Genomic DNA, 23,213 nt, shown 5'->3' with positions numbered 1-23,213 from the left:
GGGGTCTCCTAGCTGAGGAAATTCTTGAGTTCGAAAACGAGCTTGCGGATGTGGCCGGAGAGGACCGGCGCGCCGAGATCCTTGAAACGCTGCCGGAACCACGGGTTCACGCTCTGCTGGCCGCCGCTGCTGACCGAGCCGACCGGGATCACCCGGACGCCGCTGCGGTGCATCGCCGCCAGGCCGTCGAAGACGCCCTGCGGATCCGACTCGTAGTAGTCGGAGATCCAGACGACCACGGTGTTGCGGGGCTCGGCGATCTTCGGCCGGACCAGGGTGAGGGCGGCTGTGCCGTCGGTCCCGCCCCCCAACTTGGTGCGCAGCAGCACCTCGAACGGGTCGTGCACCCACGGCGTCAGGTCCAGCGCTCGGGTGTCGTACGCCACCAGGTGCACGTCGACCTTGGGCAGCCCGGCGAAGATCGAGGCCAGGATGGTGCAGTTCACCATCGCGTCCACCATCGACCCGGACTGGTCGACCACCACGATCAACCGGGCCGGGGTGGTCCGCCGGGCGGTCTGCCGGTAGTAGAGCCGGTCGACGTAGAGCCGCTGGTCCTCCGGGCTCCAGTTGGTGAGGTTCTTCCAGATGGTGCGTTCCAGGTCGAGGTTGCGGAACACCCGCTTCGGCGGCACCGAGCGGTCGATGGTGCCGACACTCGTCTGCTGCACCTGGGTACGCAGCACCTCGGCGACCTCGTCGACGAAGCGCCGGATCAGCGCCTTGGCGTTGGCCAGCGCCACGCCCGACAGGTTGTGCTTGTCGCGCAGGAGTTGCTCGATCAGCGACATGCTCGGGGTCAACTTGCTGGCCAGGGCGCTGTTGCCGAGTACCTCGCGCAACTGCATCCGGCGCACCAGGTCGCCCTCGATCCCGGCCAGTACGCCGGCCAGCTCACCGTTGCCGGGCTCGGTGCCCACGCCGGGGCCGCCCCCGGCGCCGGCCCGGCCGCCGCGCAGTTGCCCCGGCTCCAGTCCGAGTGCCTGCTCGAACCAACCGGCATCGGACTGCCAGCGGGCCAACTGGGTGGCGGTGACGTTGCCCGAACCGGTCGCGAAGATGTTGAGCAGCAGCTTCGACACCAGGGCGGCCCGGCGTACCTCGGCGGTGCCGACCCGCTCGATCGGGCCGGCCTCGCCCGGTGACTCGGGATCGCTGGCTGCGTCGGCGGACGGCGGCGCCATCAGGTCCCGCAGGTCGGCGGCCAGATCGGGAAAGCGCTGCACGATGGTGTCCACCGAGACCGCCGGATCCAGCAGTGCCGCCGGCAGGCCGAGGTCGTCGACGATCGCCACGCTGGCCGACTCCAGCGCCGGCTGCTCGTCCGCGTCGAACAGCCGGGCCAGCAGGCGCCAGTAGAGCACCTGTCGCCGGTTCTCATGCGAAAGGGTCGCGCTGCTCGGCTGTCCACTGTGCTCGTTCATCGACGCAGCAACCGTCCTGCCCGCTCGCGGAGTACGGCCACCGCGTCGCCGGACCTCGCCTCGGCCTTGACCGCCTTGGGATCGGTGGGGCCGAGCGCCCAGTCTCCGGTGTGCGCCTCCGCCGTCGCGCGTTTCACGGTGTATCGCACGGCGAGCGGTTGCAGCAGCCAGCGGCCGGCATCCCAGCGGAGCAGACCGAGGCAGGCCGACGACTTGGCCACCAGTTCCGGGGTGAGCGGCGCGCAGGCCGGCAGCCGGGACACGTCGACCGGTAGGGACTGCCCGCCGAGTTCCAGGACGAGCCCGCCCCGATCGTCGGCGGTGGCCGAGTAGCCCTCCAGCAGGACGGGTTCGGCGATGCGTACCGGATGGCGGTCCAGCGGTGGGGCCGCCGGTGCGATCGCCTCGGGCAGCCGCAGCCGGGCGGTGGCGAACGGGTCGGCCGGCTCCGCCGGCCGGGCCTGGCCGTCCCGCCAGAGCAGGTCACCACCGGGCAGCAGCGGCAGGTCGGTGATCTCCAAGGCGTGCCGCTGGGCGAGCGCGCCGAGCAGCACCGGATGACCGGCGAGCAGTCGCCAGACCGCCGGGCCGACGATGGTCTCCACCTTCGCGGCCGAGACGCTGGCCCGGACCAGCCGGGGCGGGGCGCCACCGGCCGGTTCGAGCACGCCGTGCACCTGCACCTGGATCGCGGTGCCGTGCTCGTGCACGTCCGCCCCGAGCGGTAGCAGCCGGCCGGAGACCACGGTGACGGCGGCCGGGGCGTCCGGCCGGCCGCCGGGCTGGGCCAGCAGCAGGGCCCGGGTCCAGAGGTCGGCCCAGCGCCGGGCCGGGAGCCGGTCCATCGTCGCCACCGGGCAGCAGCCGCGCAGCTCGGCCGCCAGTCCGTCGAGGAGCACCGCCAGCCGGCGGAGCGACGGCACGGCCAGCGCCGCGTCCAGGGTCTGCGCGGAGGCGGCGACCAGGTCGTGGTCGACGCCGCGCCAGCCCGCGATGGCCAGCTCGCGAAGCCACGACCGGCACCCGGCCAGCACGTTGTCCGGCGCCGACGGCGTGGGATCGGCCGGCGCGGCTGCCTCCCAGCTCGCCCGGGACCGGCCGAGTGCGGTGTCCAGCCGGGCGAGCAGCGCGTCGTGCACCGCGCCGAGCAGTGCCGTCCGCCCGCCGGCCAGCGCAGTCAGGTGCTCGTCGGCGAGTGACCCCGCGACCACCTTCTCCACGGCCTCGTGCACCCGGTCACCGAGCGGGGTCACCGCGAGGGCGTCGGCCAGCGCGGCCAGCGCCGCCCTGGGCTGCTCACCCAGTCGGGCGAAGCCGTGGGTGAAGCCGTCGTCGAAGCCGCCGACCAGGTCGAGCGCCTCTTCGATCCCGGGCTCGACATCGTCGAGCACGGCCAGTTGGGTAGCGAGCATCAGTCGACCGTCCCCATCGCCGGAAACCAGTGCAGTTCGGGCAGCGGCTCGATGCTGTCCGGCACCTCCAGGTAGGCCAGGTGCCGCAGGAAGCGGCTGAAGACCACCGCCGCCGGTGTCGGCTCGTGGCTGCCGTCCAGCCGGTCCGCCAGGTCGGCACCGATGGAGTCCCCGTCGGCCACGTCGATCCGCAGGTAGCGGGCGACCCGCTCGACGCCGTACTGCAGGGTGGCCTCGTCCAGCAGTGCGTGCAGGTGTTTGCAGGGCGCGCCGCGCAACCCGCCGCACGGGCGGTTGTTGTTGGTGCTGCAGTTGAAGGCGTGGCTGCCGGCGGCGATCGACGAGACGTAGACCCGTTCGATGTCCGAACCGCTCGACACGACGCCCTGCAACCGCCCGTCCGCCAGCTCGACGAAGGGCACCTTCGCCAGCTTTCGGGGCTGTACCGCCGGCAACACCCGGGCGACGCTGCGCCGCTCCCACCCGACTTCGATCGTTCCCACGACCCCGCCCTTCTCGTTCGATGCCCCGAGAAGATAGACGGCCGCGGCGACATTTTCCGCCACCGGGTTCGGGCGAGCGCGTACGCCCAGCTCAGCGCCGATGTCCGCCCGCGACCCGTGTCGCACCGGGCGAACTGACGCTCCAGCCGATGCCGGGGCGGGACGGACCCGCGCCGTCCCGCCCCGGCGGGCCACCGGTTCAGGCGGCGCTGCGGGCCATCGCCCGTACCCCGACGGTCAGGCCGAGAGCGGCGGTGACCAGCGCCGCGACCCAGCCCCAGAGCACGGTCGTGGAGCCGATCTCACCGGCGAACAGGGCGCGCTCGGCGTCGACGAGATAGGCCAACGGGTTGACGTGCGCCGCGACCCGCATCCACCCCGGACCGGTCTCCAACGGCAGCAGGATCCCGGAGAGCAGCATCAGCGGGAAGATCAGGGTCTGCTGCACGGCCCAGAACATCCAGTCCTGCTTGCGTACGGCGATCGCGAGCGAGTAGCTCAGCGCGCCGAGCCCGACGCCGAAGACCGCGAGCAGCGCCAACCCGACCAGCGCGCCGACCGGATAGAGCCGGAAGCCGAACGGGATCATCACCGCGACGATGATCACCGCCTGTCCGGCCAGCGGCACCATCTCCTTCAGCGCGCGGCCGACCAGCAGCGACGACCGGGACAACGGGGCGACCAGCATCCGTTCGTGTGCACCGGTCTGGAACTCGAACAGCAGGTTGGCCCCGGTGGCCGAGGTGCCGAACAGGGCGGTCATCACCAGGATGGCCGGTACGAACCACTGCCACACCCCACCCGCGCCGAGGGTCGTACCGGCCTGGCTGCCGAGCGAGCCGACCAGCAGCGGCCCGAACAGGCCGAGGAAGACCAGCGGCTGCACCATGCCGAAGATGACCGAGAACGGGTCGTACCGCAGCGGGCGCAGTTCGCGGGTCAGCACGATGCCGATGTCGCGGAGCAGGCCGAGCGGACCGCTCCGGCCGCCCGCCGGAACCGGGGTCGGGGACGGGGCGGTGGCGCTGATGGTGGTCACGGAACGTCCTTCCGGGTCTGCGGGTCCTGCGGGCTGCCCTGCGCGGTCGGGGTCTCCTGCTCGGCCTCGCGCAGGCTGCGGCCGGTGAGGGTGAGGAACACGTCGTCGAGGGTGGGCTGGTACGCCTGGGCGGTGCCGACCCGTACCCCGGCCTCGACCGCGGCCCGGAGCAGTTCCGGCAGCGCCGCCGGCCCGTCGGCGACGTGCGCCTCGACCCGTGAACCGGCACAGACCACGTCCCGGGCGCCGGGTAGCCGGTCGACGAGCCGGGCCAGCGGTCGGGCGTCGTCCCCGGCGGCGGTGACCACGATCCGGTCCCCGGCGAGCTTCGCCTTCAGCGCCGCCGCCGAATCGTCGGCGATGATCTCACCGTGGTCGACGATCACGACCCGTTCGGCCATCGAGTCCGCCTCGTCCAGGTAGTGCGTGCTGAGCACCACCGTCATCGCGGCCTCGGCACGCATCCGCAGGATGTGGTCCCACAGGTTGGCCCGGTTCTGCGGGTCCAGCCCGGTGGAGGGCTCGTCGAGGAAGAGCAGGGACGGCGCGTGGACCAGGCCCATCGCCACGTCGAGCCGGCGCCGCTGCCCGCCGGAGAGGGCCGAGACCTTCCGGTTGGCGAGATCGGTGAGGTCGAGGGCTTCCAGCAGGTCGTCGGCCCGCCGCCGGGCGGCACGCCGGTCCAGGCCGTAGATCGCGCCCTGGGTACGCAGTTCGTCGCCGACCCGCTGGGTGTGCCCTGCCCCGTTGCCCTGGCCGACGTACCCGATGTGCCGGCGGACCTGGCCGGGTTCGCGGACGACGTCGTGGCCGGCGACGGTGGCGGTACCGGAGGTCGGCGCGATCAGCGTGGTGAGCATCCGCATCGTGGTCGTCTTGCCGGCGCCGTTCGGACCGAGCAGCGCGACCAGTTCGCCGGGTTCGATCCGCAGGCTGACGCCCCGGACGGCGTGCACGGTCTGGGCGCGGCTCACCACGAAGTCCCGGGTGAGCGAGCGGGCGTCGATCATTCGTTGCTCCCCGGTCGGAGGGTCGGTTGTCTCATGTCCCGAACGCTAGGTGGCATAGCGGCCAGTTTCTGGCCTGAATGTCGGGCAGACTTGCCGGCATGGCGAACACCAGCTCCCGGACCCTCCGCCTGCTCTCCCTGTTGCAGACCCACCGATACTGGCCCGGCACCGAACTCGCCGACCGGCTCGGCGTCTCGGTCCGCACCCTCCGCCGCGACGTCGACCGGCTGCGCGAACTGGGCTATCCGGTCGAGGCGCACCGCGGCGTCGACGGCGGCTACCAACTCGCCCCGGGCGCCGCGCTACCCCCGCTGGTGGTCGACGACGAGGAGGCGGTCGCGCTCGCGGTCGGGTTGCAGGCGGCCGCGCACGGTGCGGTCGCCGGCATCCAGGAGTCGTCGATCCGGGCCTTCACCAAGGTGGTACAGGTGATGCCGGCCCGGCTGCGGCGCCGGGTCGACGCGCTGCGCGCGATGACCGTACCGGCGTTCTGGGGCGACGGCGGCGGGCCGACCGTCGAGGCGGCGGTCCTCACCACCGTCGCCCAGTCCTGCCGGGACACCGAACGCCTGCGCTTCGACTACACCGCGCGGGACGGGCAGCGGACCGAGCGGCACGTCGAGCCGTACCGGCTGGTCTCACTCGGCCGGCGCTGGTATCTGGTCGGCTACGACCTGATTCGGCATGACTGGCGCAGCTTCCGGCTCGACCGGCTGAACGATCCACGCGGCACCGGGGCCCGGTTCCACCCCCGGCAACTGCCCGCCGAGGACGCCGCCGCGTTCGTCCGGGCCGGGATCGAGAACCTGCCCGCGCCGTACCGGGTGGAGGTGCTGGTGCGGGCGCCGCTGGCCACCGTCGAGGAGCGCCTGGCCCGCTGGGCCACCATCGAGTACGTCGACGAGCGGCACTGCCGGATGGTGATGACCACCGACACGCTGGACTGGCCGGTGATGGCGCTCGGCTCGCTCGGCGCGGAATTCGAGGTGCTCTCCCCGCCCGAGCTGACCGACCAGCTCCGGGAGTGGAGCGAGCGGTTCCGGCGCGCCACCGCGACCGCCCCGGCGGCCGGGGCCGGCGACTGACCCGGCTCACCCGTCGGCCTCGCCGATCCACCACCGGATCCCGTACCGGGCGAGGAAGTCGAGGAAGTCGCGGGCGTCGTACGCCTGTGCCGGGGCGAGTACCCCGGGCCGGGCGCCGTCCGCGACGAGCCGGCAGGCCGCCTCGACGGCGATGATCGCCGTACTGCCGTAGGTGTCGCTCCCCCGCACGACGCCCCGGACCCGGCGCCCGTCGGCACCGACGGCGTCGACCAGGTAGCTGAACCGCTGGCCACGGCGCCCCTCCTCGTCCGGCCCCTCGGGCAGGGCGTCGATGGCCTCCGGCGGAAGCGGCACGCTCAACGCCGCGCCGAGCCCGGCCTCGGCGAAACTCTCGACCCGCCCGACCAGCACGTGCCGTACCTGACCTGGTGGCGGATGACACTCGCCGCCCGGCTGCTCCGGGACGGTGACGCACCGCTGGCCACGGTTGCCCGGCAGGTGGGCTACACCTCGGAGTTCGCCTTCGCGCACGCGTTCAAGCGGGCGTACGGCTCGGCTCCCGGCGGGTTCCGCCGAACCGCGCGGGCGGGCGGCGCCGGCACGCTGCCGCACACCACGGAATCCACACCAGACCCATCGGGTTGACGCCGGACCCGACGTAGGCAAGGCTGCTCCAGCCGATTGTGGATCATCGTCGCGGGGGCGTGGCCGGGAAGCCTGGGGCATGGAACAGACATTCGAGTTGACCGTCAACGGCGAACGGCGGCAGGTCGACGCCGACGCCGACAGCACCCTGCTGCACGTGCTGCGGGAGGTGCTCGGCCTCAAGGGCGCGCGGTTCGGTTGCGGCCTGGGCCTCTGCGGCGCCTGCTTCGTCCTGCTGGACGGCCGGCCCGCACCCTCCTGCGACATCCCGCTCTGGTCGGCCGCCGGCCGGACGGTCACCACGGTCGAGGGGCTCGCCGACGGCGACGTACCGCATCCGGTCCAGCGGGCGTTCCTCGACGAGCAGGCCGCACAGTGCGGCTACTGCGTCTCGGGGATCCTGGTCAGTGCGGCGGCGCTGCTCGCCGACCATCCACAGCCGGACGAGTCGACGGTGGCCGCCGCGCTCGACCGGCACCTGTGCCGGTGCGGCGCACAGCGGCGGATGGTCCGGGCCGTGGTCCGGGCCGGGCGGTACGGCGCAGGTGACACCGGCGAAGGCAGCACCGGCGCTGGCGACACCGACACCGACACGAGCGGTGCCAGCACGAGCGATGCCAGGAGCGGGGCGAGCGCCACCGAGGCCGACACCGACGCCGGTGCCGGCGGCTTCGGAAGGACGGTCGAGCGGTGAGCGTCGACCGCCGGGACCCCGCCCCGGCCGCGCCGCCGCTGCCCCGGGGCGTGGTCGGCAACCCCCGGCTCGCCCGCTGGATAACGGTACGCCGGGACGGCACCGTTACGGTCCGGGTCGGCAAGGTGGAACTCGGGCAGGGCATCCTCACCGCGCTCGCCCAGCTCGCCGCCGACGAACTCGACGTCGACCTCGCCGCCGTCACGATGGCGGCGGCCAGTACCGCCGAGGGCCCGGACGAGGGGCTGACCGCCGGCAGCCTCTCCGTCGCCGACTCCGGCGCCGCGGTCCGCCAGGTGTGTGCCGAGGTACGGGCGCTGTTCGTCGCCGAGGCCGTGGCGACCCTGGCCCTCGACCCGGACACCGTCGCCGTCCACAACGGAGTGATCACCGATGCCGACGGCTCGCGACACACGTCGTACGGCGAACTGTCCGAGCGGGTCGACCTCGACCGCGAGGCGACCGGGGCGGTCCGGCCGAAGCCGAGGCACCAGGCGCGCTGGGTGGGCACCAGCGTGCCCCGGCTGGACCTGCCCGACAAGGTCTCCGGCCGGCCCCGCTTCATCCAGGACCTCGCACTGCCCGGGCAGCTCTCCGGCCGGGTGGTCCGGCCACCGTCACCGGCGGCGACCCTGGTCGAGGTCGACACCGCCGCCGCGCGGGTCCTGCCCGGGGTGCAGGCGGTGGTCCGGGACGGCGACTTCCTCGGCGTGGTCGCCGAGGGCGAGGAGAACGCCGAGCGGGCCGCCTCGGCACTGGCCGCCACGGCGCGCTGGCACGAGGAGCCGACTCTGCCCGACGAGGAGGACATCTCCGGCTTCCTCCGGGACGGGCCGGCCGAGTCGATCCCGGTACCCGAACCGGGCCGTCCCGGGCCGGCGGGCCAGCCCGCCGCCGGTCAGCCTGGCGATCCGGCTCGACCCGGCGCGACAGGTCGGTCCGGCCTGACCGGGGGTTCTGGCCCGGTCGAACTGCCGAAGCCGACCCGCCCCGCCGGGCGGGTGGACGGTGCCGACGAGGCAGCACCGGACGCCGTGCCGGACGCTGGCACCGGGCAGGTGGTCCGGCGGTTGCGCGCGACCTACAGCCGGCCATTCCTGGCCCACGCGTCGATGGCGCCGAGCTGCGGCGCCGCCCGCTGGACCGAGGACGGTTCCGCGGTCAGCGTCTGGAGCCACAGCCAGGGCATCCACGAGCTGGGACGGGCGATCGGCACCGCCTTGGGACTCGACGCCGACCGGGTCGACGTGCGACACGTCGAGAGCGCCGGCAGCTACGGCCACAACGGCGCGGACGACGCCGCCTTCGACGCCGTACTGCTCGCCCGGGCCGTCCCCGGGCGGCCGGTGCACGTACGGTGGAGCCGCCGCGACGAGCTGACCTGGGCGCCCTTCGGCTCGGCGATGGTGGCCGAGGTGGAGGCCGGCGTCGCCGCCGACGGTACGGTGCTGACCTGGTCCTACGACGTGTGGAGCCAGGGGCACACCGCCCGGCCCGGTTACGCCGGCAGCCCGGGGCTGCTCGCCGCCACCCACCGGGACCGGTCCCGCCCGACGCCACCGGCGGCCGATCCACCGGCCTGGGGCGGTGGCGGGACGACCCGCAACGCCTGGCCGATCTACACCTTCCCGGAGCGCCGGATCCACGGCCACCGGGCGCTGCGGACCGCGCTGCGCTCCTCGTCGCTACGGTCGCTGGGCGCGTTCACCAACGTCTTCGCCATCGAGTCCTTCATGGACGAACTGGCCCTGTCGGCCGGGGCGGACCCGGTGGCGTACCGGCTGGCCCAGCTCGCCGACCCCCGGGCCCGGGAGGTGGTCTCGATCGCCGCCGACCTCGGCGGCTGGCAGCGGCGCGGCACCGAGGAGAACGTCGGGTACGGCATCGGCTTCGCCCGCTACAAGGACCGGGGCGCGTACTGCGCGGTGCTGGCCGAGGTGCAGGCCGAGCACGAGGTACGGGTGCGCCGGCTGACGCTGGTCGTCGACGTGGGGCGGGTGGTCAACCCCGACGGGGTACGCAACCAGATCGAGGGCGGCGCGGTCCAGGCCACCAGTTGGACACTGAAGGAACGGGTCCGGTTCGACCGCTGGCGGGTTACCAGCGCGGACTGGGAGAGCTATCCGATCCTGCGGTTCAGCGAGGTGCCGCAGGTCGACGTACACCTGGTGGATCGCCCGGCGGAGCCGTCGGTCGGCGCCGGCGAGGCGGCCCAGGGTCCGACGGCGGCCGCCGTCGCCAACGCCGTCGCGGACGCGATCTCGGTCCGGGTACGCGACCTGCCGATCACCACCGACCGCATCGTGGCGGCGCTCTGACCGCAGACCACGCTCCGCGGTGCCGGCCCCCGCACCGGAGAGACGCCTTTCGCACCTCGTGTGCGACAGCCGCACCGGGCGGATCGATAACCTTCGGTGATGCGAGGCTCGCCGGAAGACGACGGTTCGGCCGAACTCGACGACGTGGAGCGCCGGCTGCGGGCGATCCGCGACGATCCGGAGAAGTCGACGACACTCCGGGAACTGGCGCAGTACCAGCTCGAACGGATCATCGCGCTGCGGGCGGCACGTACCGGTGGCGGCACCGGTACGCCCACGGTGACGGTGGACCGACTCGGCCCGTTCCGGTTCTCGGCGATCCCCGCGGCCGGCATCGTCAGCATCGAGATCGACCGCGGCCACGACCACATCCCGCTGGTGGCCATCGTCTCCGCCGACGAGCTCCGCCGGCTGACGCCGCTGTTCCAGCACATCCGGGACCATGCCGCGCGCGGCGAGTCGATCCGGATCGACGTCCGGGAGGCGTTCCTCGAACTGCTCGGCCACGACCCGTTCGACGACCGGCGCGACGACCGCTGACGGCCGACCGCCGGGGGTGTGGCAGCAAGCTTGACGTGCCTTCCGGCAAGCTCCGCGTGCGCCGCCTCCGCTATCCGCGCGACGCGCCGATCCGGTACTGGTGCGGGCTGACGCCCCGTTCCCGCTTGAAGGCCGTACTCAGCGCGAACGGGCTGCCGTAGCCGACCTGTCGGGCCACCGACGCGACGGTGCTGTCCGGCTCACGCAGCAGGTCGGCCGCGAGCGCCAGCCGCCAGCCGGTCAGGTAGGTCATCGGTGGTTCGCCGACCAGCTCGGTGAACCGGCGGGACAACCCGGCCCGGGAGACTCCGGTCGCGGCCGCCAGCGACGCCACCGTCCAGCCGTGCGCGGGATTGTGGTGCAGCATCCGCAACGCCCGCCCCACCACCGGATCGGTGTACGCCCGGTACCAGGCCGGCGCGTCGGCCTCGGCCCGGGCGAACCAGGTGCGCAGGGCCGTGACCAGCAGCAGGTCGAGGAGCCGATCCAGGATCGCCTCCTGACCGGGCTCGTCCTTGACGATCTCGTCGCCGATCAGCCGCACCAGCGGAGCCAGCCGCCCGTGCTCGGGCAGCACCAGCAGGGGCGGCAGGGCGGCGAGCAGGCGCCGACCGATCTCGCCGTCCAACTGGTAGGTGCCGGTGAGCAGCACCGTCGAGCCGTCCGGGTGGTTGCCCCAGGTCCGGACGCCCAGGTCCATGGCCTGGCTCAGGCTCTCGCCGTGCACCGTCGTGCAGCGCTGCCCGGGATGGATCACCACCTGCGGCGCGGTCGCCGGATCGTCGGCGACGGTGTACGGGTCCGGGCCGCGCATCACCGCCACCTCCCCCACCTGGAGGGACCGGTGCTCCCCGGTGTCGGGCAGCACGACGGCGGCGCCCCGGACCATCACCACCACGGTCAGCGGTGCCTGATCCTGGATCCGCAGCGACCAGGGCGGTTCGAGCACCGAACGGAGCAGGAAGGCGCCCCGGGCCCGGGGGCCGTCGAGGAGTCCGGTCAGCGCATCCACGCCGCCAGGTTAGACGCTGGCGCATGGAAATGCGATTCTCGGCTATGGGAAGTCGCAGCCAGCCCGGCTTGACTTGCGGTCATGACGCAGAACGAATTCGAGACGACAGCCCTGACCCTGGTCCTCGGCGGCACCGGCAAGACCGGGCGCCGCGTCGCGGAACGGCTCACCGCGCGGGGCGTACCGGTCCGGCTCGGCTCCCGCTCCGGCCGACCGCCGTTCGACTGGTGGGACCGGGCCACCTGGGCCGGTGCGATCCGTGGGGTCTCCGCCGCCTACCTGTCCTTCTATCCCGATCTCGCGGTGCCGGGAGCCGCCGAGACCGTCCGGTCCTTCACCGAACTCGCGGTACGCGGCGGCGTACGCCGGCTGGTCCTGCTCTCCGGCCGTGGCGAGGAGGAGGCGCAACTGGCCGAGCAGGCGGTCCAGGACTCGGCTGCGGAGTGGACGATCCTGCGGGCGAGCTGGTTCAACCAGAACTTCAGCGAAGGCCAGTTGCTGGCGCCGCTGCGCGACGGCGAACTGGTGCTGCCGGTCGGTGACGTCGGCGAGCCCTTCGTTGACGCCGACGACATCGCCGAGGTGGCGGAGGCGGCGCTGACCGGGGACGGGCACGTCGGCCAGCTCTACGAGCTGACCGGCCCCCGGCTGTTGACCTTCGCCGAGGCGGTCGGCGAGATCGCCGAGGCGGCCGGCCGGGACATCCGGTTCCGGACGATCCCGGTCGAGGAGTACGCCGCCGTGCTGGCGGAGCAGAAGTTGCCGGCGGACGTCTCCGCGCTGCTGACGTACCTCTTCGTGGAGGTGCTGGACGGCCGCAACGCCCACCTGGCCGACGGGGTCCGCCGGGCGCTCGGTCGCCAGCCCCGGGACTTCCGCGACTTCGCCCGGGACGCCGCCGCGACCGGGGTCTGGTCGGGGTGACGCCCCGCCCGGGGCGGGCCGGGGCGGGGCGGGATGACCCGGGTGGGGCGGGCAGCGCGCCTGCCCGGGTGAATCGCCGCCGAGGCTGGCCCGGAGACGGCACGGCTCAGGCGCGGGCGGCCGGCTCCACGGCGACGGGTCCGACCGGCTCCTCCGGTCGCTGCGCCGAGCCGGTCCCCTCCGCTGGTAGGTCGAGCGGGTGCGCCAGTTCGTCCTGCGGCATCCGGGCCAGCACGATCGCGAGGATGGCGACCGCGGCCGGCAGCAGGCCGGCGAGCGCGAACGTCGTACCGAGGCCGATGCCGGTGCTGACCGGGCCGGCGATGGCCATCGACAGCGGCATGAAGACCAGCGAGACGAAGAAGTCGAGGCTGGAGACCCGACCCAGCATGTGCGGTGGGACGCGCCGCTGGAGCAGGGTGCCCCAGATGACCATCGGGGCCGAGAAGCAGATCCCGACCGCGAAGACCGCCACGGCGATCAGCCAGACCTGGCCGGCGACGCCGACCACGGCCAGCGGCAGGCAACCCAGGCCCCAGAAGAGGTTCATGATGGTCAGGTAACGCCGGGGCATCCGGAACGCGGCCATCCCCAGCGAGCCGATCGCGCCACCGATGCCGAACGCCGCCATCACCAACGCGTGGTCCCCGGGGCCGCCGCCGGCCTGATCCTTGATCACGAACGGGACCAGCACCTCGATGGGCCCCATAATCAGCAGGATGAGCAGGGACGCGTAGAGGAGCGTGGCGAGCAGCCACGGCGTACGGCCCATATAGGCGAAGCCGTCACGCAGGTCGATCAGGGCCGAACGGATCGGATGGGCCGCCGGTACCGCCTGGTCGTGCCGCAGCGGCACCCGGCGCAGGGCCTGTAGGAACGCCACACCGGCGACCTCCAGCACGGTCACCACCAGCAGCGCGACGCCGGGCGACCAGACGGCGATCAGCACGCTGGCCAGCGCGGGACCGGCGGCCTGCATGATCGTCGGGCGGAGCATCCCCTCGACACCGTTGGCCGGCATCAGGTCGTCGGGCGGCAGGATCGACGGCAGCAGCGCGGAGTAGGCCGGATAGTGAAAGCCGTTTCCGACCCCGATCAACAGCGCCACCGCCGCGAGCTGCCACAGGCGCAGTTGGTCGGTCAGCGCCAGCACCGAGACCAGGCCGGTGGCGACCGCCCGGCCACCGGCAACCGCCAGCAGGATGCGGCGTTGTGGGATCCGGTCCGCCAGTACCCCGCCGAGCAGCGTGGTGGCCAGCATGCCGGCGGCCATCGCGGCGGAGACGAAGGACAACTCGCCGGGGCCGCCGTCCATCTCGATGACCTGCCAGACGACGGCGATCATCCACACCCCGGCGGCGAACAGCGACATCGTCAGGGCAGCGGCGAGGAGCTGGTACTGCCCGTTGCGGAACGGGCGCAGCGGCCCGCGCAGCCAGCCCGGTCGGCCCTCCCCCGTGGCGCCCTCCATCGCCTCGTCCTCCCCCGTGTCGCGACCGCTCGATGATGTCACGGCCCGGAACCCGCCGACCCGTTACCGCCGGACCTGGAACCCGGAGCCGAAGCCCGCGCCATTGTCGTCGGCACCTGCGACATTTTCTGCTCCGGGCTGGCCCGGCCCCCGCCGGACCGGCGCCATCGACCGAAGGATGTACCGACGAATCGTCACGCCGGGCGACGAGATGCCCGATTCCGGTCAGCACGCTGGCACCATGCGGAGACGGATCTCGACCGGCGTCGGCCTGGCCCTACTCATCGCCGCCCCGGTGGCACTGGCGCTGTTGCGCGGAGCGGAGGTGCGTACCTCCGCCGATGCCGAGGCGCCGGCCAAGCCGCTGGCCGGGATCGTCGCCGCCACCCTGGTCGGGCTGCTGCTGGTCCGGCTGGTCCCGCTCCGGCTGCCGGCCCTGCCGGCGGCCGGGGCCGCCGAGCGGCCCGCGCTCCGCCGGCAGGCCATCGGGCTGATCGGGATCGCCCTGCTGCTGCCCGCCGTGGTGCTCGCCGTCGACCCCGGCATCTGGTACGCCCCGATCAAGCTCGTCCTCTTCTTCGGCGGCGCCGCCCTGGTGCTGCGGTACTGGCCGACCGACTGGCGGGGCGGCCGGGCACACCGGCGGGCCGTGCCGACCCGGTGGTACTGGCTCGGGCCGCTGCCCGCCCTGCTCGGCTGGGCCTACCTGCTCTACTACAGCCCGCTCGCCGGCAGCCAGGACATGTCCGGCTACCGCCGGTACGACCGGCTCTACCTGCTCGCCGCCACGCTGCTGACCTTCGTCACCGCGAGCCTCGCCGAGGAGATCTTCTACCGGGCCCTGTTGCAGACCCGGCTGGAGGCGTTGTACGGACGCTGGTCCGCCATCGTCGCCACCTCGCTGCTCTTCGCCGCCATGCACGTGCACCGGATCGGGGACGGTCCACTGTGGGAGATGGTCGCGGTGATGCTCGCCTGGAACGGCGGTTTCGGCCTCCTCGCCGGTTACCTGTGGGCTCGCTACCGCAACATCTGGGCCCTCTTCGCACTGCACACGGCGGTCAACTCGCTCAGCCTGCTGCCGCTGCTGGTCGAGTGAGCGGCGAATAACTCCCGGCGGACGCGGGCCCCTCCCACCACCCGGCGACGGCAGGAGGGAGCCCGCTGCGGGCACGGGTCAGGCGGGTGTGCCCCGGACGGTCAGGTCGCGCATCCGGCCGATGTTGTCGAACGAGCCGAAGCCGACCCGGCCGGCGCTGAAGGTGGTGTCGGCGGCGGTCATCAGGGGATCCCGGGAACCGTCGAGATAGACCGCGATCTCACCGGTCGCCGGCTGGTGGACCAGGCGTACCCGGTGCCAGCGGTCGTCGGTGATGGCCGGGGCCGCCCCTTCGGACCGCCCGTTCCACTGGTAGTCGATCCGCTCCCGGTCGGCGTTGTCGACCTTGAAAATGCCGTTGTGCGGATAGATCGTGTTGTCGGTCGAGAGGTGCGCATAGTAGAACTCGGTGTCGGACTTCCAGCCGAAGACAATGATCACGTCCCGGTTGGTCTCCTCGACCGGCGTGTCGAGCCGTACCTCTGCGTTGATCTCCACCGCGCCGAGTTCGGGCCCGGCGGTCAGCACCGAGTACTCGAACGGGCGGCGCGGGCCGGGACGCTGCGTACCGGCCTCGGCGAGGATCACCTGGCTGCCGGTGAACCGCCAGTTCTCCGGGGTGACCGGGCGCCAGTTGCCCGGGCGCATGGTGTCCCGGACCTTCGTGGTGCCGACCCGTCCACCGGCGTACTCCCGGGTGCCGGTGACCTTCCAGATCTTCCCGTTCGCCTTGGCCAGGATGTACAGCTCACCCTGGGCGTCGGTGCCGAACCGCAGGTCCACCCGGTTGGGGTCGCCGGGCGCCCCGGGACCGGAGAGATCCTGCATCCGCACCGGAGTACCGGCCGCGTCGAAGAGGGCCAGCCGATGGATCGGCGCCAGGTCCCGGCCCCGCCGCATCTGGTCGACCTCGGTGTAGAGCACCCGGCCGTCGACGAGGTCGCCGAAGACGTACTTGCCGCGCAGCGCCGGCACGTCCCGGCCCCGGTAGACGAAGCCGCCGGCCACCGCCACACCAATGTCCGAGGTGCAGTTCCAGCCCGGCGCGGGTTCGTGGTCGTACGCGGCGACCGGGTACGTGTAGCCGTAGCTGGCGTCGTCGGGCGGCAGCGGGAAGATCCGGTCACACGGGTTCGTCGACGTCTTGTCGAAGACGAAGGCGCCCTCGCGCTCGCTCCAGCCGAAGTTGTCGCCGGCCCGCACCTCGTAGATCGCCTCGATGGCGTGCTCCCCGATGTGCCCGAGATACATCCTGCCGGTCTCCCGGTCCCAACTGAACCGGTGCGGGTCACGCATCCCGACCGCGTAGATCTCACCGAGCGCGCCGGCCTGGCCGACGAACGGGTTCGACGGCGGGATGCCGTACCGCCCGTTCGGCGCGTTGCTGCCGGCCGGGTCGATCCGGAGCAGCTTGCCGTGCGGCATCGCCATGTTCTGCGGGTCGGTGTTGCGCACGCCGACGCCGCCGTCGCCGGCCGCGATGTAGAGCAGCCCGTAGTCGGCGTCGCCCCGCCGGGCGGTCGGATCGAAGTTGATCTCCTGGATGCCGTGCACCCGGCCGCCGAACCCGATCCGCAGCACCTCCCGGCGGCTGCCGGCGAAGGTGTCGGCGGCCGGGTCGGTGGCGGTCCACTCGGTGATGATGCCGTGGTAGCCGGTGTTGGGCTGGCTGTAGTCCGGCACCACCGGAGTGGACGAGGCCGACTCGGTGTGCACGGTGTAGAACCTGCCGTTGCGGCCGAAGTCAGGGTGGAAGGCGACGTATCCGAAGCCCTGGCCGAGCCCCTGGCCGGAGAAGAAGCGCGGCGCGAAGGTGCCGGCCACGTCCAGGTAGACGTGCGGCACGCCGTCCTGCACGAGATAGAGGCTGCCGTTCAGGTCGGGTACCGCCCGCCGGCCCGATCCGTCCGGCAGCTCCATGATGGTGTTGATCCGCGCCTGTCGCATCAGGCGCGGGTCGGTGGGTGCCGGCGTCGGCTCCGACTTCGGGAACGCCGCGTACTCGGTGAGCACCAGCCCGAGGTGCGACTGGATCTGCTGTTCCGGTACGGGGTCGTAGACCGCGTCGGCGGCCCGGGCCGGCGCTGCCCCGACCAGGGTGGAGAGTACGAGGGCTGCGGCGCTGAGCGAGGCGGTGGCGAGGGGTCTGCGGAGGCGACGGGTGGGAGTACGCACGCGGGGTCACTCCGTTCTCGGGACGGGACTTGGGTGGGTGGTGGTCAACGTCCTCCGGTCACGTGGCGGTACTGCTTCTCGACCTGGCGGGCCGGGACGACCCGGTCGAGGAACATCAGCGAGTCCATCCGGCAGTCGCAGGGGTTCTGCTCCCGGGTGTCCTGCGGGAAACTGCCGCCGATCTTGATGCCTCGGGGATCGGTGGCGGTGGCGCGGTGCCGGCCCGGCCCGGCGACCTGCCACGGGTCGTCGGGCCGGGTGTAGAAGCCGTCCAGCGGCCGGCCGTTGCGATAGAGCGCCATGCTGCCGTCGGTGAAGTCGAAGGTGGCGGCGAGGAAGACCCACTCACCGACCGGCAGCAGGGTCCGCCAGTCCGCGGCCGCGGCGAAGGTCTGCGACTCGCCGCCGTCCAGCCGCCGGCCGAGGGCGACCAGCCGCAGTTCACCGTCGACGGTGATGAGTTCGAGCAGCGCCCGCACGGCATGCCCGTCGGAGTCGCCGGTGAGTACCCCGGCCAGGCCGATCGCGTTGAACCGGTCGCCGGGGTCGGCGGTGTTGGAGTTGGGCGCCGGCCCGTCGCCGAGCATCTTGAACCAGCCGAGCACGCTCGCCCCGGCCGCGCCGTTGAAGGCGTGCAGGCTGGGCAGCCCGGTCGGCGCGTAGACGCCGGCCTTCCAGTCGTCGTTGCCGGCCACCCCCGGATCGACCTGCCCGGTCTGCACCGCCCGGCCGCTGCCCCGGTGGGCCCGGTCCGGCACCCGCATCGCGGCGCCCCCGTTGACCAGGTCGAGCGTGGTGCCGGAGCGGCCCAGGTCGCGTTCCCGGGCGGGGTCGCCGCGCAGCGGGTGGTCGAAGTCGTAGTGCGCGACCAGCCGGTGCCGCAGTTCGGGGTGGACGGCGCGGTGGCGGTCGCCGTGTCCCTGGGCCGGTGTCGCCGTACCGGTCGTCGCGAGCAGCCCGGCCAGGGCGGCGGCGGTGGTGGCGACGACGGCGTGTCGCAGTCTCGGTCTCGGCATCGCGTACACCTCTCTGTGCGTCGCGGCGAGGTGGCGCCGGGCGGGTCGACCCGGCGCGGCACTACCCGGTGTGCTCGCGGGTGCCGTCGTCACCCGCCTGGTCGGTGGAGGCCCGGGCCGCCGTGCCGGCGGCGGGTGGCGTCTCGCCGGGCCGGCCGCCGAGATAGAGGTCGCCGAGCTTCGGGTCGGCCAGCAACTCGGCCGCCGGGCCGGAGATGTGTACCCGACCGAGGTCGAGCACGCAGCCGAGGTCGGCGGTCTCCAGCGCCCGGCGGGCGTTCTGCTCGACCAGCAGCACCGCCGTGCCGGCGTCGCGCATCCGGACGACCTGCTCGAAGACCGTGCTGGTCGCCTTCGGGTCCAGCCCCATCGACGGCTCGTCGAGCAGCACCACCCGGGGCTCGACCATCAGCGACCGGGCGAACTCGACCTGTTTCTGCTGTCCGCCGGAGAGCAGTCCGGCGAGGGTGTCCCAGCGCTGCCCGACCACCGGGAAGAGGTCCCGGACGAAGTCGGCCCGCCGTGCCAGCAGCGAGGAGTCCCGCAGGGTGTAGCCGCCGAGCAGCACGTTCTCCGCCACCGTCATCTCCCGGAAGACGCTGTGCCCCTGGAGCACGTGCGCCACCCCGGCGGCGAGCATCCGCTGCGGCCCGTGGCCGGTCACGTCGACCCCGCCGACGAGGATCCGGCCGGACCGTGGCTTGAGCAGCCCGCTGGCCACCTTGAGCACCGTCGACTTGCCGGCACCGTTGGGACCGACGAGGCAGACGACGGTGCCGGGCTCGACCGAGACGGAGAGCCCGCGCAGCACCGGGGCCGCCCGCCCGTACCCGGCCTGGACGTCGACGAGTTCGATCTCAGACGCCAAGGTACGCCCCCAGCACCCGCTCGTCGGAGCGGATCACCGACGGCGGCCCCTCGGCGATCGGCCGTCCCCGGTCGAACACCACGACGTGGTCGCTGATGCTCATCACCAGGTCCATGTTGTGCTCGACGATCACGAAGGTCCTCCCCTCGGCGTTGAGCTCGCGCACCAGGGCGCCGATCCGGTCCAGCAGGGCCGGGTTGACCCCGCCGGCCGGCTCGTCCAGCAGCACGGTCTCCGGACCGCTCATCAGCACCCCGGCGAGTTCCAGCAGCTTCTGCTGCCCCCAGGACATGTTCCGGGCCTCGACGTCGGCCAGGTGCTCGATGCCGAGCCGGGTCAGCCAGCCCCGGGCCCGGTCCAGCTCGACGCGGCGCCGGGCGCCCCGCAACTGGCTCCAGAACCCGTCGGGTCGGGCCGCCGCGAGGACGTTGTCCAGGGCCGACATCCGGGGGAAGACCCGGCAGAGCTGGAAGGTACGCCCGATGCCGGCCCGGGCGATCGCGTGCGGGCTGCGCCGGGTGATCTCCTCGCCCCGGTACGACGTCCGCCCGCTGTCCGGCCGGATCATCCCGGTGACGCAGTTGAAGAACGTCGTCTTGCCGGAGCCGTTCGGCCCGATCAGCGCGTTGACCTGCCCGTGCCGGAACGTCACGGTGGCCGCGTCCAGCGCGGTCACCCCGCCGAACGCCTTGGTCAGCCCGGTCGTCGCCAGGCTGCCCGTCCCGGTCTGCGCCGGGCTGCGTGTGCCACCTGTCGCCGGGCCGGTCGGCCCGCTCGGCTGCCCGGTCACGACCGCTCCTCCGCCGACCGTCCGTCGGGGGCGCCGACGGGCACCCCGGCCGGCGGGTCGACCGCCAGGCCACCGTCTGGTCGGGTGGCGTCCCGGTCATGCAACTCGGCCGCGGTCACCTCGCGGATCGAACTCTGCGCCGGCCGCAGGAACCGGTCGACCAGTGCGCCCACCGCCGGCAGCACCCCGTCCGGCATGAACATCACCACCAGGGCCAGCAACAGACCGGTGGCGACCAGATGCAGCGGGCTGTTGCCGAACTCCACCTTGAAGTACTCCAGTCCGATCCCGACGACGAGCGCGCCGACCAGCGGGCCGAAGAGCTGGCGTACCCCGCCGAGCAGCGCCATCAGCACCAGGTAGGAACCGGTCAGGATGGAGAACTGGAAGACCGGGTCGAGGTCGCCGAACCAGAGCGCGTAGAGGCCGCCGGCCAGGCCGGTGAAGCCGGCCGACACCACGAAGACCACCAGCTTGTACCCGAAGGTCGGGGTGCCCAGCGACTCCGCCTTGTCCTCGTCCTCGCGGATCGCCTTGAGGCCGAGCCCGAAGCGGGACCGGTCGACCAGCCACCAGACCAGCAACGCGACCGCGAGCAGGGCGGCGAAGAGATAGAAGAAGACCCGGTGGTGCTCGGGCCGGAGCAGCCCCGGGAACGGGCGCGGCACGACCAGTCCGCGCGACCCGCCGGTGAACGACGCCCAGCTCTGGAAGACCAGCAGCAGGATCAGCACCAGCGCGATCGACACGATCACGAACGACGCCCCGCGCACCCGCAGCGCGGCGTACCCGACCGGGACCGCGAACGCCGCCACCAGCAGCGTCGCCGCGGCGAGCGCGACGAAGCTCGGCAGTCCGGCCCGGACCACGAGCAGGCCGGTGGCGTACCCGCCGAGCCCGGCCAGTGCGCCGTGCCCGAGCGAGATGTACCCGGTGAACCCGCCGACGAAGTTCCACGACGTCGACAGCACCGCGTAGTTCAACACGACGACGCCGGCCGACAGGATGTACGGGTTCGGCGCCCAGGACGGAAACGAGAGCACGGCGGCGGCGACGGCCAGGATGGCGGCCACCCGGAGCAGCTCGGCCGTCCGGTTTCCGGGTGTCGACCCGGCCGGCCCGGCCTCCGGCGCCGCTGCCGTCGTGGGAAGGTCAGAAGCGCTGGGCAAGCCGGCCTCCGAAGAATCCCTGCGGGCGGAACGCCAGCGTCGCGAAGAGCGCGAGATAGAAGATGGTCTGGGCCCAGGTGGTGCCGAGCGGGATCTGCAACAGGCTCTGCATCAGCCCGAGCAGCATCGCGGCGATCGCCGCCCCTGGTACGCTGCCCAGCCCGCCGACCACGATGATCGCCATCAGTGGACCGATCCAGTGCCAGTGCAGCGACGGGTAGATGGTGGTGTCCAGGGCCAGCGCCGTACCGCCGACGGCGGCGGTGGCCAGCCCGACGCCGAAGCCGAAGCCGGCGATCCGGTCGGTGTCGATCCCGATCAGCCGGGCGGCGTCCCGGTGCTGGATCGTCGCGCGCAGCGCCCAGCCGAACCTGGTCCGCTTGAGCAGCAGGTACAGCGTCAGCAGTGCGACGGCGGCGAGCCCGAACGCGATCAGCTTGACCACCGCGATCCGGGCGCCGAAGAGGCCGAGGCTGGCCGAGCCGTACCCGAGCTGGACCCGTCGCTGGGTGCCGCTGAAGGCGTAGCCGAGCAGCCCCTCGATCAGCACGGCGATCGCGAAGGTGAGCAGCACCGACATCATGGTCAGGGTCACCGGGCGCAGCCGGGCCAGCAGCAGCCGCTGGAGCAGCACGCCGAGGCCGAAGAAGAGCGGGACGGTGACGACCATCGACAGCAGCGGATCGACGCCCAGCCTGGCGTGCGACCACCAGGCGAGGTAGGCGGCGAGGATGAGGAACGCCGAGTGGGCGATCATCACCACCCGCATGATGCCGAAGTAGAGCGTCAGGCCCGCTGCCAGGAGGGCGTACAACCCACCCAGCAGCAGGCCCAGGATGACGCTCTGGAAGAGCAGGGCGCCGGACGGCATCCGTTACCTCACCAGGCCGGCTTCGGGTAGACGATGTCGACTTCCTTCGCCTCGGTGGGCAGGACGATCTGGATCTGCCCGCCGACCCACTGCTGGATCATGTGCGCGCCCTGCGGCTTGCCGGTGGCGTCCCAGGTGAGGGGCCCGACGACGGTCTCCACCTTGTTGCCGCGGATCCAGTCGACCAGCTTCTGTTGGCACTCCCCCTGCTCGGCGCAGCCGACGGCAGTGACGGCGGCCGCCACCACCTGGCCGGTGGTGTACGCGTTCGCCTCGTCCTCCTCCGGCGGTGAGCCGAACTGCTCGGTGTACTTCTGCACGAACTCGACGTTGCTCGGATAGGGCGCCTTCTGGGTGTAGCCGGTCGGCGCCAGGATGCCCTCGGTCTTGTTGCCGATCGCGGCGGCGAACTCGGGGCTGGTCGGCGCGGTCGAGAAGGCCGCCAGCTTGGGCTGGTAGTTGAGCTGTTGCAGGGCGACGATGAGGTTCACGCCGTCCTGGTACTGCGAGCCGCCCACCACCATGTCCGCCCTGGAGGCCGCGATCTTGGCGGCGATGGTGCCGAAGTCGGTGGTGTTCGGCGGGTACACCTCGTTCACGACGGTACGCACCCCGCCCGCCTCCAGCTTCGCCTTCAGCCCGTACGCGGTGCCCTGTGCGAACGGGTCGTCCATGGCGGCGTACGCGACGGTGGTCGGTCGCTGCCCGGGCGGCAGGCCCAGCAGGTATTCGGCGAGGTGGTTGTAGTGGTCGTCGGCGACCGCCGGTGCCGCGTAGAACAGGTTCTTGAAGCCCTGCGTGAAGACCTCCTTCGCCGCACCGGCCGGCTCCACGAAGAGCATGCCGTACTCCTCGGCCACCCGGGCGGCCGGGACGACGAGGCGGGTCGAGAAGGGACCCACCACGATGTCCACGTTGTCCTGGCCGATCAACTGCTCGTAGTCGGCCACCACCCGGTCGGCGTTGGACTGGTCGTCGAGAATCTTCAGCTCGACCTGCCGGCCGAGCAGGCCACCCTTGTCGTTAGTGATCTTGGCCCAGGCCTCGTAGCCGCGTTGCACACCCTTGCCGGGCTCGGAGAAGTCCCCGGTCAGCGGGAGCGAGATCCCCACCACGATCGGATCGTCGGAGGAGCCCGACCCGCCGTCGTCGCCACAGCCCGCCAGCAGAAGTGCCACCGCCGCGCC

21 protein-coding genes and 1 pseudogene are annotated in these 23,213 nt (G+C 72.7%); 7 read left to right on the top strand and 15 right to left on the bottom strand.

Annotation, left to right across the window (positions count from 1 at the left end):
• Window positions 1–8: 8 nt before the first annotated feature.
• From ACSMXO_RS17045 to ACSMXO_RS17025, 5 genes are all read right to left on the bottom strand, one after another.
• Window positions 9–1,424: a VWA domain-containing protein gene (locus ACSMXO_RS17045; RefSeq protein WP_455418493.1), complete on the bottom strand. Its 1,416-nt coding sequence runs from the start codon at window positions 1,422–1,424 to the stop codon at window positions 9–11.
• Complete coding sequence (locus ACSMXO_RS17040; RefSeq protein ID WP_455418492.1) at window positions 1,421–2,836, bottom strand: hypothetical protein; 1,416 nt, start codon at window positions 2,834–2,836, stop codon at window positions 1,421–1,423. Before ACSMXO_RS17040 ends, ACSMXO_RS17045 begins: the two co-directional genes overlap by 4 nt.
• The gene (locus ACSMXO_RS17035) at window positions 2,836–3,339 is read right to left on the bottom strand and encodes a hypothetical protein (protein ID WP_455418491.1); all 504 of its coding nucleotides are present in this window, start codon (window positions 3,337–3,339) and stop codon (window positions 2,836–2,838) included. Before ACSMXO_RS17035 ends, ACSMXO_RS17040 begins: the two co-directional genes overlap by 1 nt.
• A 199-nt stretch (window positions 3,340–3,538) precedes the next feature.
• The gene (locus ACSMXO_RS17030; protein ID WP_455418490.1) at window positions 3,539–4,378 is read right to left on the bottom strand and encodes an ABC transporter permease; all 840 of its coding nucleotides are present in this window, start codon (window positions 4,376–4,378) and stop codon (window positions 3,539–3,541) included.
• Window positions 4,375–5,388, bottom strand: a complete 1,014-nt coding sequence (locus ACSMXO_RS17025; RefSeq protein WP_455418489.1) for an ATP-binding cassette domain-containing protein — start codon at window positions 5,386–5,388, stop codon at window positions 4,375–4,377. The genes ACSMXO_RS17030 and ACSMXO_RS17025 overlap by 4 nt, the downstream gene beginning before the upstream one ends.
• Window positions 5,389–5,486: 98 nt before the next feature.
• On the opposite strand from ACSMXO_RS17025, the gene ACSMXO_RS17020 reads away from it, so the two are divergent.
• Window positions 5,487–6,473, top strand: a complete 987-nt coding sequence (locus ACSMXO_RS17020) for a helix-turn-helix transcriptional regulator (protein ID WP_346256796.1) — start codon at window positions 5,487–5,489, stop codon at window positions 6,471–6,473.
• A 6-nt stretch (window positions 6,474–6,479) separates the two neighbouring features.
• Here the strand turns inward: ACSMXO_RS17020 and ACSMXO_RS17015 are convergent, their stop codons facing one another.
• Window positions 6,480–6,845 carry a hypothetical protein gene (locus tag ACSMXO_RS17015; RefSeq protein ID WP_455418488.1) on the bottom strand — a complete coding sequence of 122 codons (366 nt, stop codon included), beginning with the start codon at window positions 6,843–6,845 and terminating at the stop codon, window positions 6,480–6,482.
• A gap of 6 nt (window positions 6,846–6,851) precedes the next feature.
• On the opposite strand from ACSMXO_RS17015, the pseudogene ACSMXO_RS17010 reads away from it, so the two are divergent.
• The 4 genes and pseudogenes from ACSMXO_RS17010 to ACSMXO_RS16995 all read left to right on the top strand — a co-directional run.
• Window positions 6,852–7,079, top strand: a pseudogene (locus tag ACSMXO_RS17010) (helix-turn-helix transcriptional regulator); the annotation flags it as partial.
• Between the two features lie 79 nt (window positions 7,080–7,158).
• A complete protein-coding gene (locus tag ACSMXO_RS17005) occupies window positions 7,159–7,773 on the top strand; it encodes a (2Fe-2S)-binding protein (RefSeq protein WP_455418487.1) in 615 nt (204 codons plus the stop codon).
• Complete coding sequence (locus tag ACSMXO_RS17000) at window positions 7,770–10,091, top strand: molybdopterin cofactor-binding domain-containing protein (protein ID WP_455418486.1); 2,322 nt, start codon at window positions 7,770–7,772, stop codon at window positions 10,089–10,091. Before ACSMXO_RS17005 ends, ACSMXO_RS17000 begins: the two co-directional genes overlap by 4 nt.
• Window positions 10,092–10,190: 99 nt before the next feature.
• Entirely contained in the window at window positions 10,191–10,631 is a 441-nt protein-coding gene (locus tag ACSMXO_RS16995) for a hypothetical protein (protein ID WP_455418485.1), read from the top strand.
• 70 nt (window positions 10,632–10,701) lie between these two features.
• Here ACSMXO_RS16995 and ACSMXO_RS16990 read toward each other — a convergent pair whose 3' ends face one another.
• Window positions 10,702–11,643, bottom strand: coding sequence for an AraC family transcriptional regulator (locus ACSMXO_RS16990; protein ID WP_455418484.1), 942 nt, complete (start codon window positions 11,641–11,643; stop codon window positions 10,702–10,704).
• Between the two features lie 81 nt (window positions 11,644–11,724).
• Between ACSMXO_RS16990 and ACSMXO_RS16985 the strand changes: the two genes are divergently transcribed.
• Window positions 11,725–12,567 carry an NmrA family transcriptional regulator gene (locus ACSMXO_RS16985; protein ID WP_455418483.1) on the top strand — a complete coding sequence of 281 codons (843 nt, stop codon included), beginning with the start codon at window positions 11,725–11,727 and terminating at the stop codon, window positions 12,565–12,567.
• Window positions 12,568–12,673: 106 nt separating this feature from the next.
• Here the strand turns inward: ACSMXO_RS16985 and ACSMXO_RS16980 are convergent, their stop codons facing one another.
• Window positions 12,674–14,038 (bottom strand): MFS transporter, encoded by a 1,365-nt coding sequence (locus ACSMXO_RS16980; protein WP_455418482.1) that lies wholly within the window; start codon window positions 14,036–14,038, stop codon window positions 12,674–12,676.
• Between the two features lie 241 nt (window positions 14,039–14,279).
• Here ACSMXO_RS16980 and ACSMXO_RS16975 point away from each other — a divergent pair, with 241 nt between their 5' ends.
• Window positions 14,280–15,137, top strand: coding sequence for a CPBP family intramembrane glutamic endopeptidase (locus tag ACSMXO_RS16975; protein ID WP_346256787.1), 858 nt, complete (start codon window positions 14,280–14,282; stop codon window positions 15,135–15,137).
• 78 nt (window positions 15,138–15,215) lie between these two features.
• On the opposite strand, the gene ACSMXO_RS16970 is transcribed toward ACSMXO_RS16975, so the two are convergent.
• The 7 genes from ACSMXO_RS16970 to ACSMXO_RS16940 all read right to left on the bottom strand — a co-directional run bounded on the left by ACSMXO_RS16970 (window position 15,216) and on the right by ACSMXO_RS16940 (window position 23,204).
• On the bottom strand, window positions 15,216–17,312 hold the full coding sequence (locus ACSMXO_RS16970) for a PQQ-dependent sugar dehydrogenase (RefSeq protein ID WP_455418481.1): 2,097 nt from the start codon (window positions 17,310–17,312) through the stop codon (window positions 15,216–15,218).
• Between the two features lie 44 nt (window positions 17,313–17,356).
• Entirely contained in the window at window positions 17,357–18,328 is a 972-nt protein-coding gene (locus tag ACSMXO_RS16965) for a LamG-like jellyroll fold domain-containing protein (RefSeq protein ID WP_455418480.1), read from the bottom strand.
• A gap of 61 nt (window positions 18,329–18,389) precedes the next feature.
• Window positions 18,390–19,196 carry an ABC transporter ATP-binding protein gene (locus ACSMXO_RS16960; protein ID WP_346256784.1) on the bottom strand — a complete coding sequence of 269 codons (807 nt, stop codon included), beginning with the start codon at window positions 19,194–19,196 and terminating at the stop codon, window positions 18,390–18,392.
• Window positions 19,186–19,986 (bottom strand): ABC transporter ATP-binding protein, encoded by an 801-nt coding sequence (locus tag ACSMXO_RS16955; protein ID WP_346256783.1) that lies wholly within the window; start codon window positions 19,984–19,986, stop codon window positions 19,186–19,188. The genes ACSMXO_RS16960 and ACSMXO_RS16955 overlap by 11 nt, the downstream gene beginning before the upstream one ends.
• Window positions 19,983–21,155, bottom strand: coding sequence for a branched-chain amino acid ABC transporter permease (locus tag ACSMXO_RS16950; RefSeq protein ID WP_455418479.1), 1,173 nt, complete (start codon window positions 21,153–21,155; stop codon window positions 19,983–19,985). Before ACSMXO_RS16950 ends, ACSMXO_RS16955 begins: the two co-directional genes overlap by 4 nt.
• Window positions 21,139–22,026 carry a branched-chain amino acid ABC transporter permease gene (locus tag ACSMXO_RS16945; protein WP_455418478.1) on the bottom strand — a complete coding sequence of 296 codons (888 nt, stop codon included), beginning with the start codon at window positions 22,024–22,026 and terminating at the stop codon, window positions 21,139–21,141. Before ACSMXO_RS16945 ends, ACSMXO_RS16950 begins: the two co-directional genes overlap by 17 nt.
• Before the next feature lie 8 nt (window positions 22,027–22,034).
• On the bottom strand, window positions 22,035–23,204 hold the full coding sequence (locus ACSMXO_RS16940) for an amino acid ABC transporter substrate-binding protein (protein ID WP_455418477.1): 1,170 nt from the start codon (window positions 23,202–23,204) through the stop codon (window positions 22,035–22,037).
• Window positions 23,205–23,213: the final 9 nt, after the last annotated feature.

Source organism: Plantactinospora sp. DSM 117369 (genome assembly GCF_053764795.1).
The sequence above is the reverse complement of the archived record's forward strand: the minus strand, read 5'-3'. Positions and strand labels throughout refer to the sequence as shown.

Coding starts and splice junctions, on each gene's coding strand:
- ACSMXO_RS17045 (WP_455418493.1), bottom strand. CDS start 1,424: ATGAACGAGCACAGTGGACAGCCGAGCAGCGCGACCCTTTCGCATGAG.
- ACSMXO_RS17040 (WP_455418492.1), bottom strand. CDS start 2,836: ATGCTCGCTACCCAACTGGCCGTGCTCGACGATGTCGAGCCCGGGATC.
- ACSMXO_RS17025 (WP_455418489.1), bottom strand. CDS start 5,388: ATGATCGACGCCCGCTCGCTCACCCGGGACTTCGTGGTGAGCCGCGCC.
- ACSMXO_RS17020 (WP_346256796.1), top strand. CDS start 5,487: ATGGCGAACACCAGCTCCCGGACCCTCCGCCTGCTCTCCCTGTTGCAG.
- ACSMXO_RS17005 (WP_455418487.1), top strand. CDS start 7,159: ATGGAACAGACATTCGAGTTGACCGTCAACGGCGAACGGCGGCAGGTC.
- ACSMXO_RS16995 (WP_455418485.1), top strand. CDS start 10,191: ATGCGAGGCTCGCCGGAAGACGACGGTTCGGCCGAACTCGACGACGTG.
- ACSMXO_RS16985 (WP_455418483.1), top strand. CDS start 11,725: ATGACGCAGAACGAATTCGAGACGACAGCCCTGACCCTGGTCCTCGGC.
- ACSMXO_RS16980 (WP_455418482.1), bottom strand. CDS start 14,038: ATGGAGGGCGCCACGGGGGAGGGCCGACCGGGCTGGCTGCGCGGGCCG.
- ACSMXO_RS16975 (WP_346256787.1), top strand. CDS start 14,280: ATGCGGAGACGGATCTCGACCGGCGTCGGCCTGGCCCTACTCATCGCC.
- ACSMXO_RS16965 (WP_455418480.1), bottom strand. CDS start 18,328: ATGCCGAGACCGAGACTGCGACACGCCGTCGTCGCCACCACCGCCGCC.
- ACSMXO_RS16945 (WP_455418478.1), bottom strand. CDS start 22,026: ATGCCGTCCGGCGCCCTGCTCTTCCAGAGCGTCATCCTGGGCCTGCTG.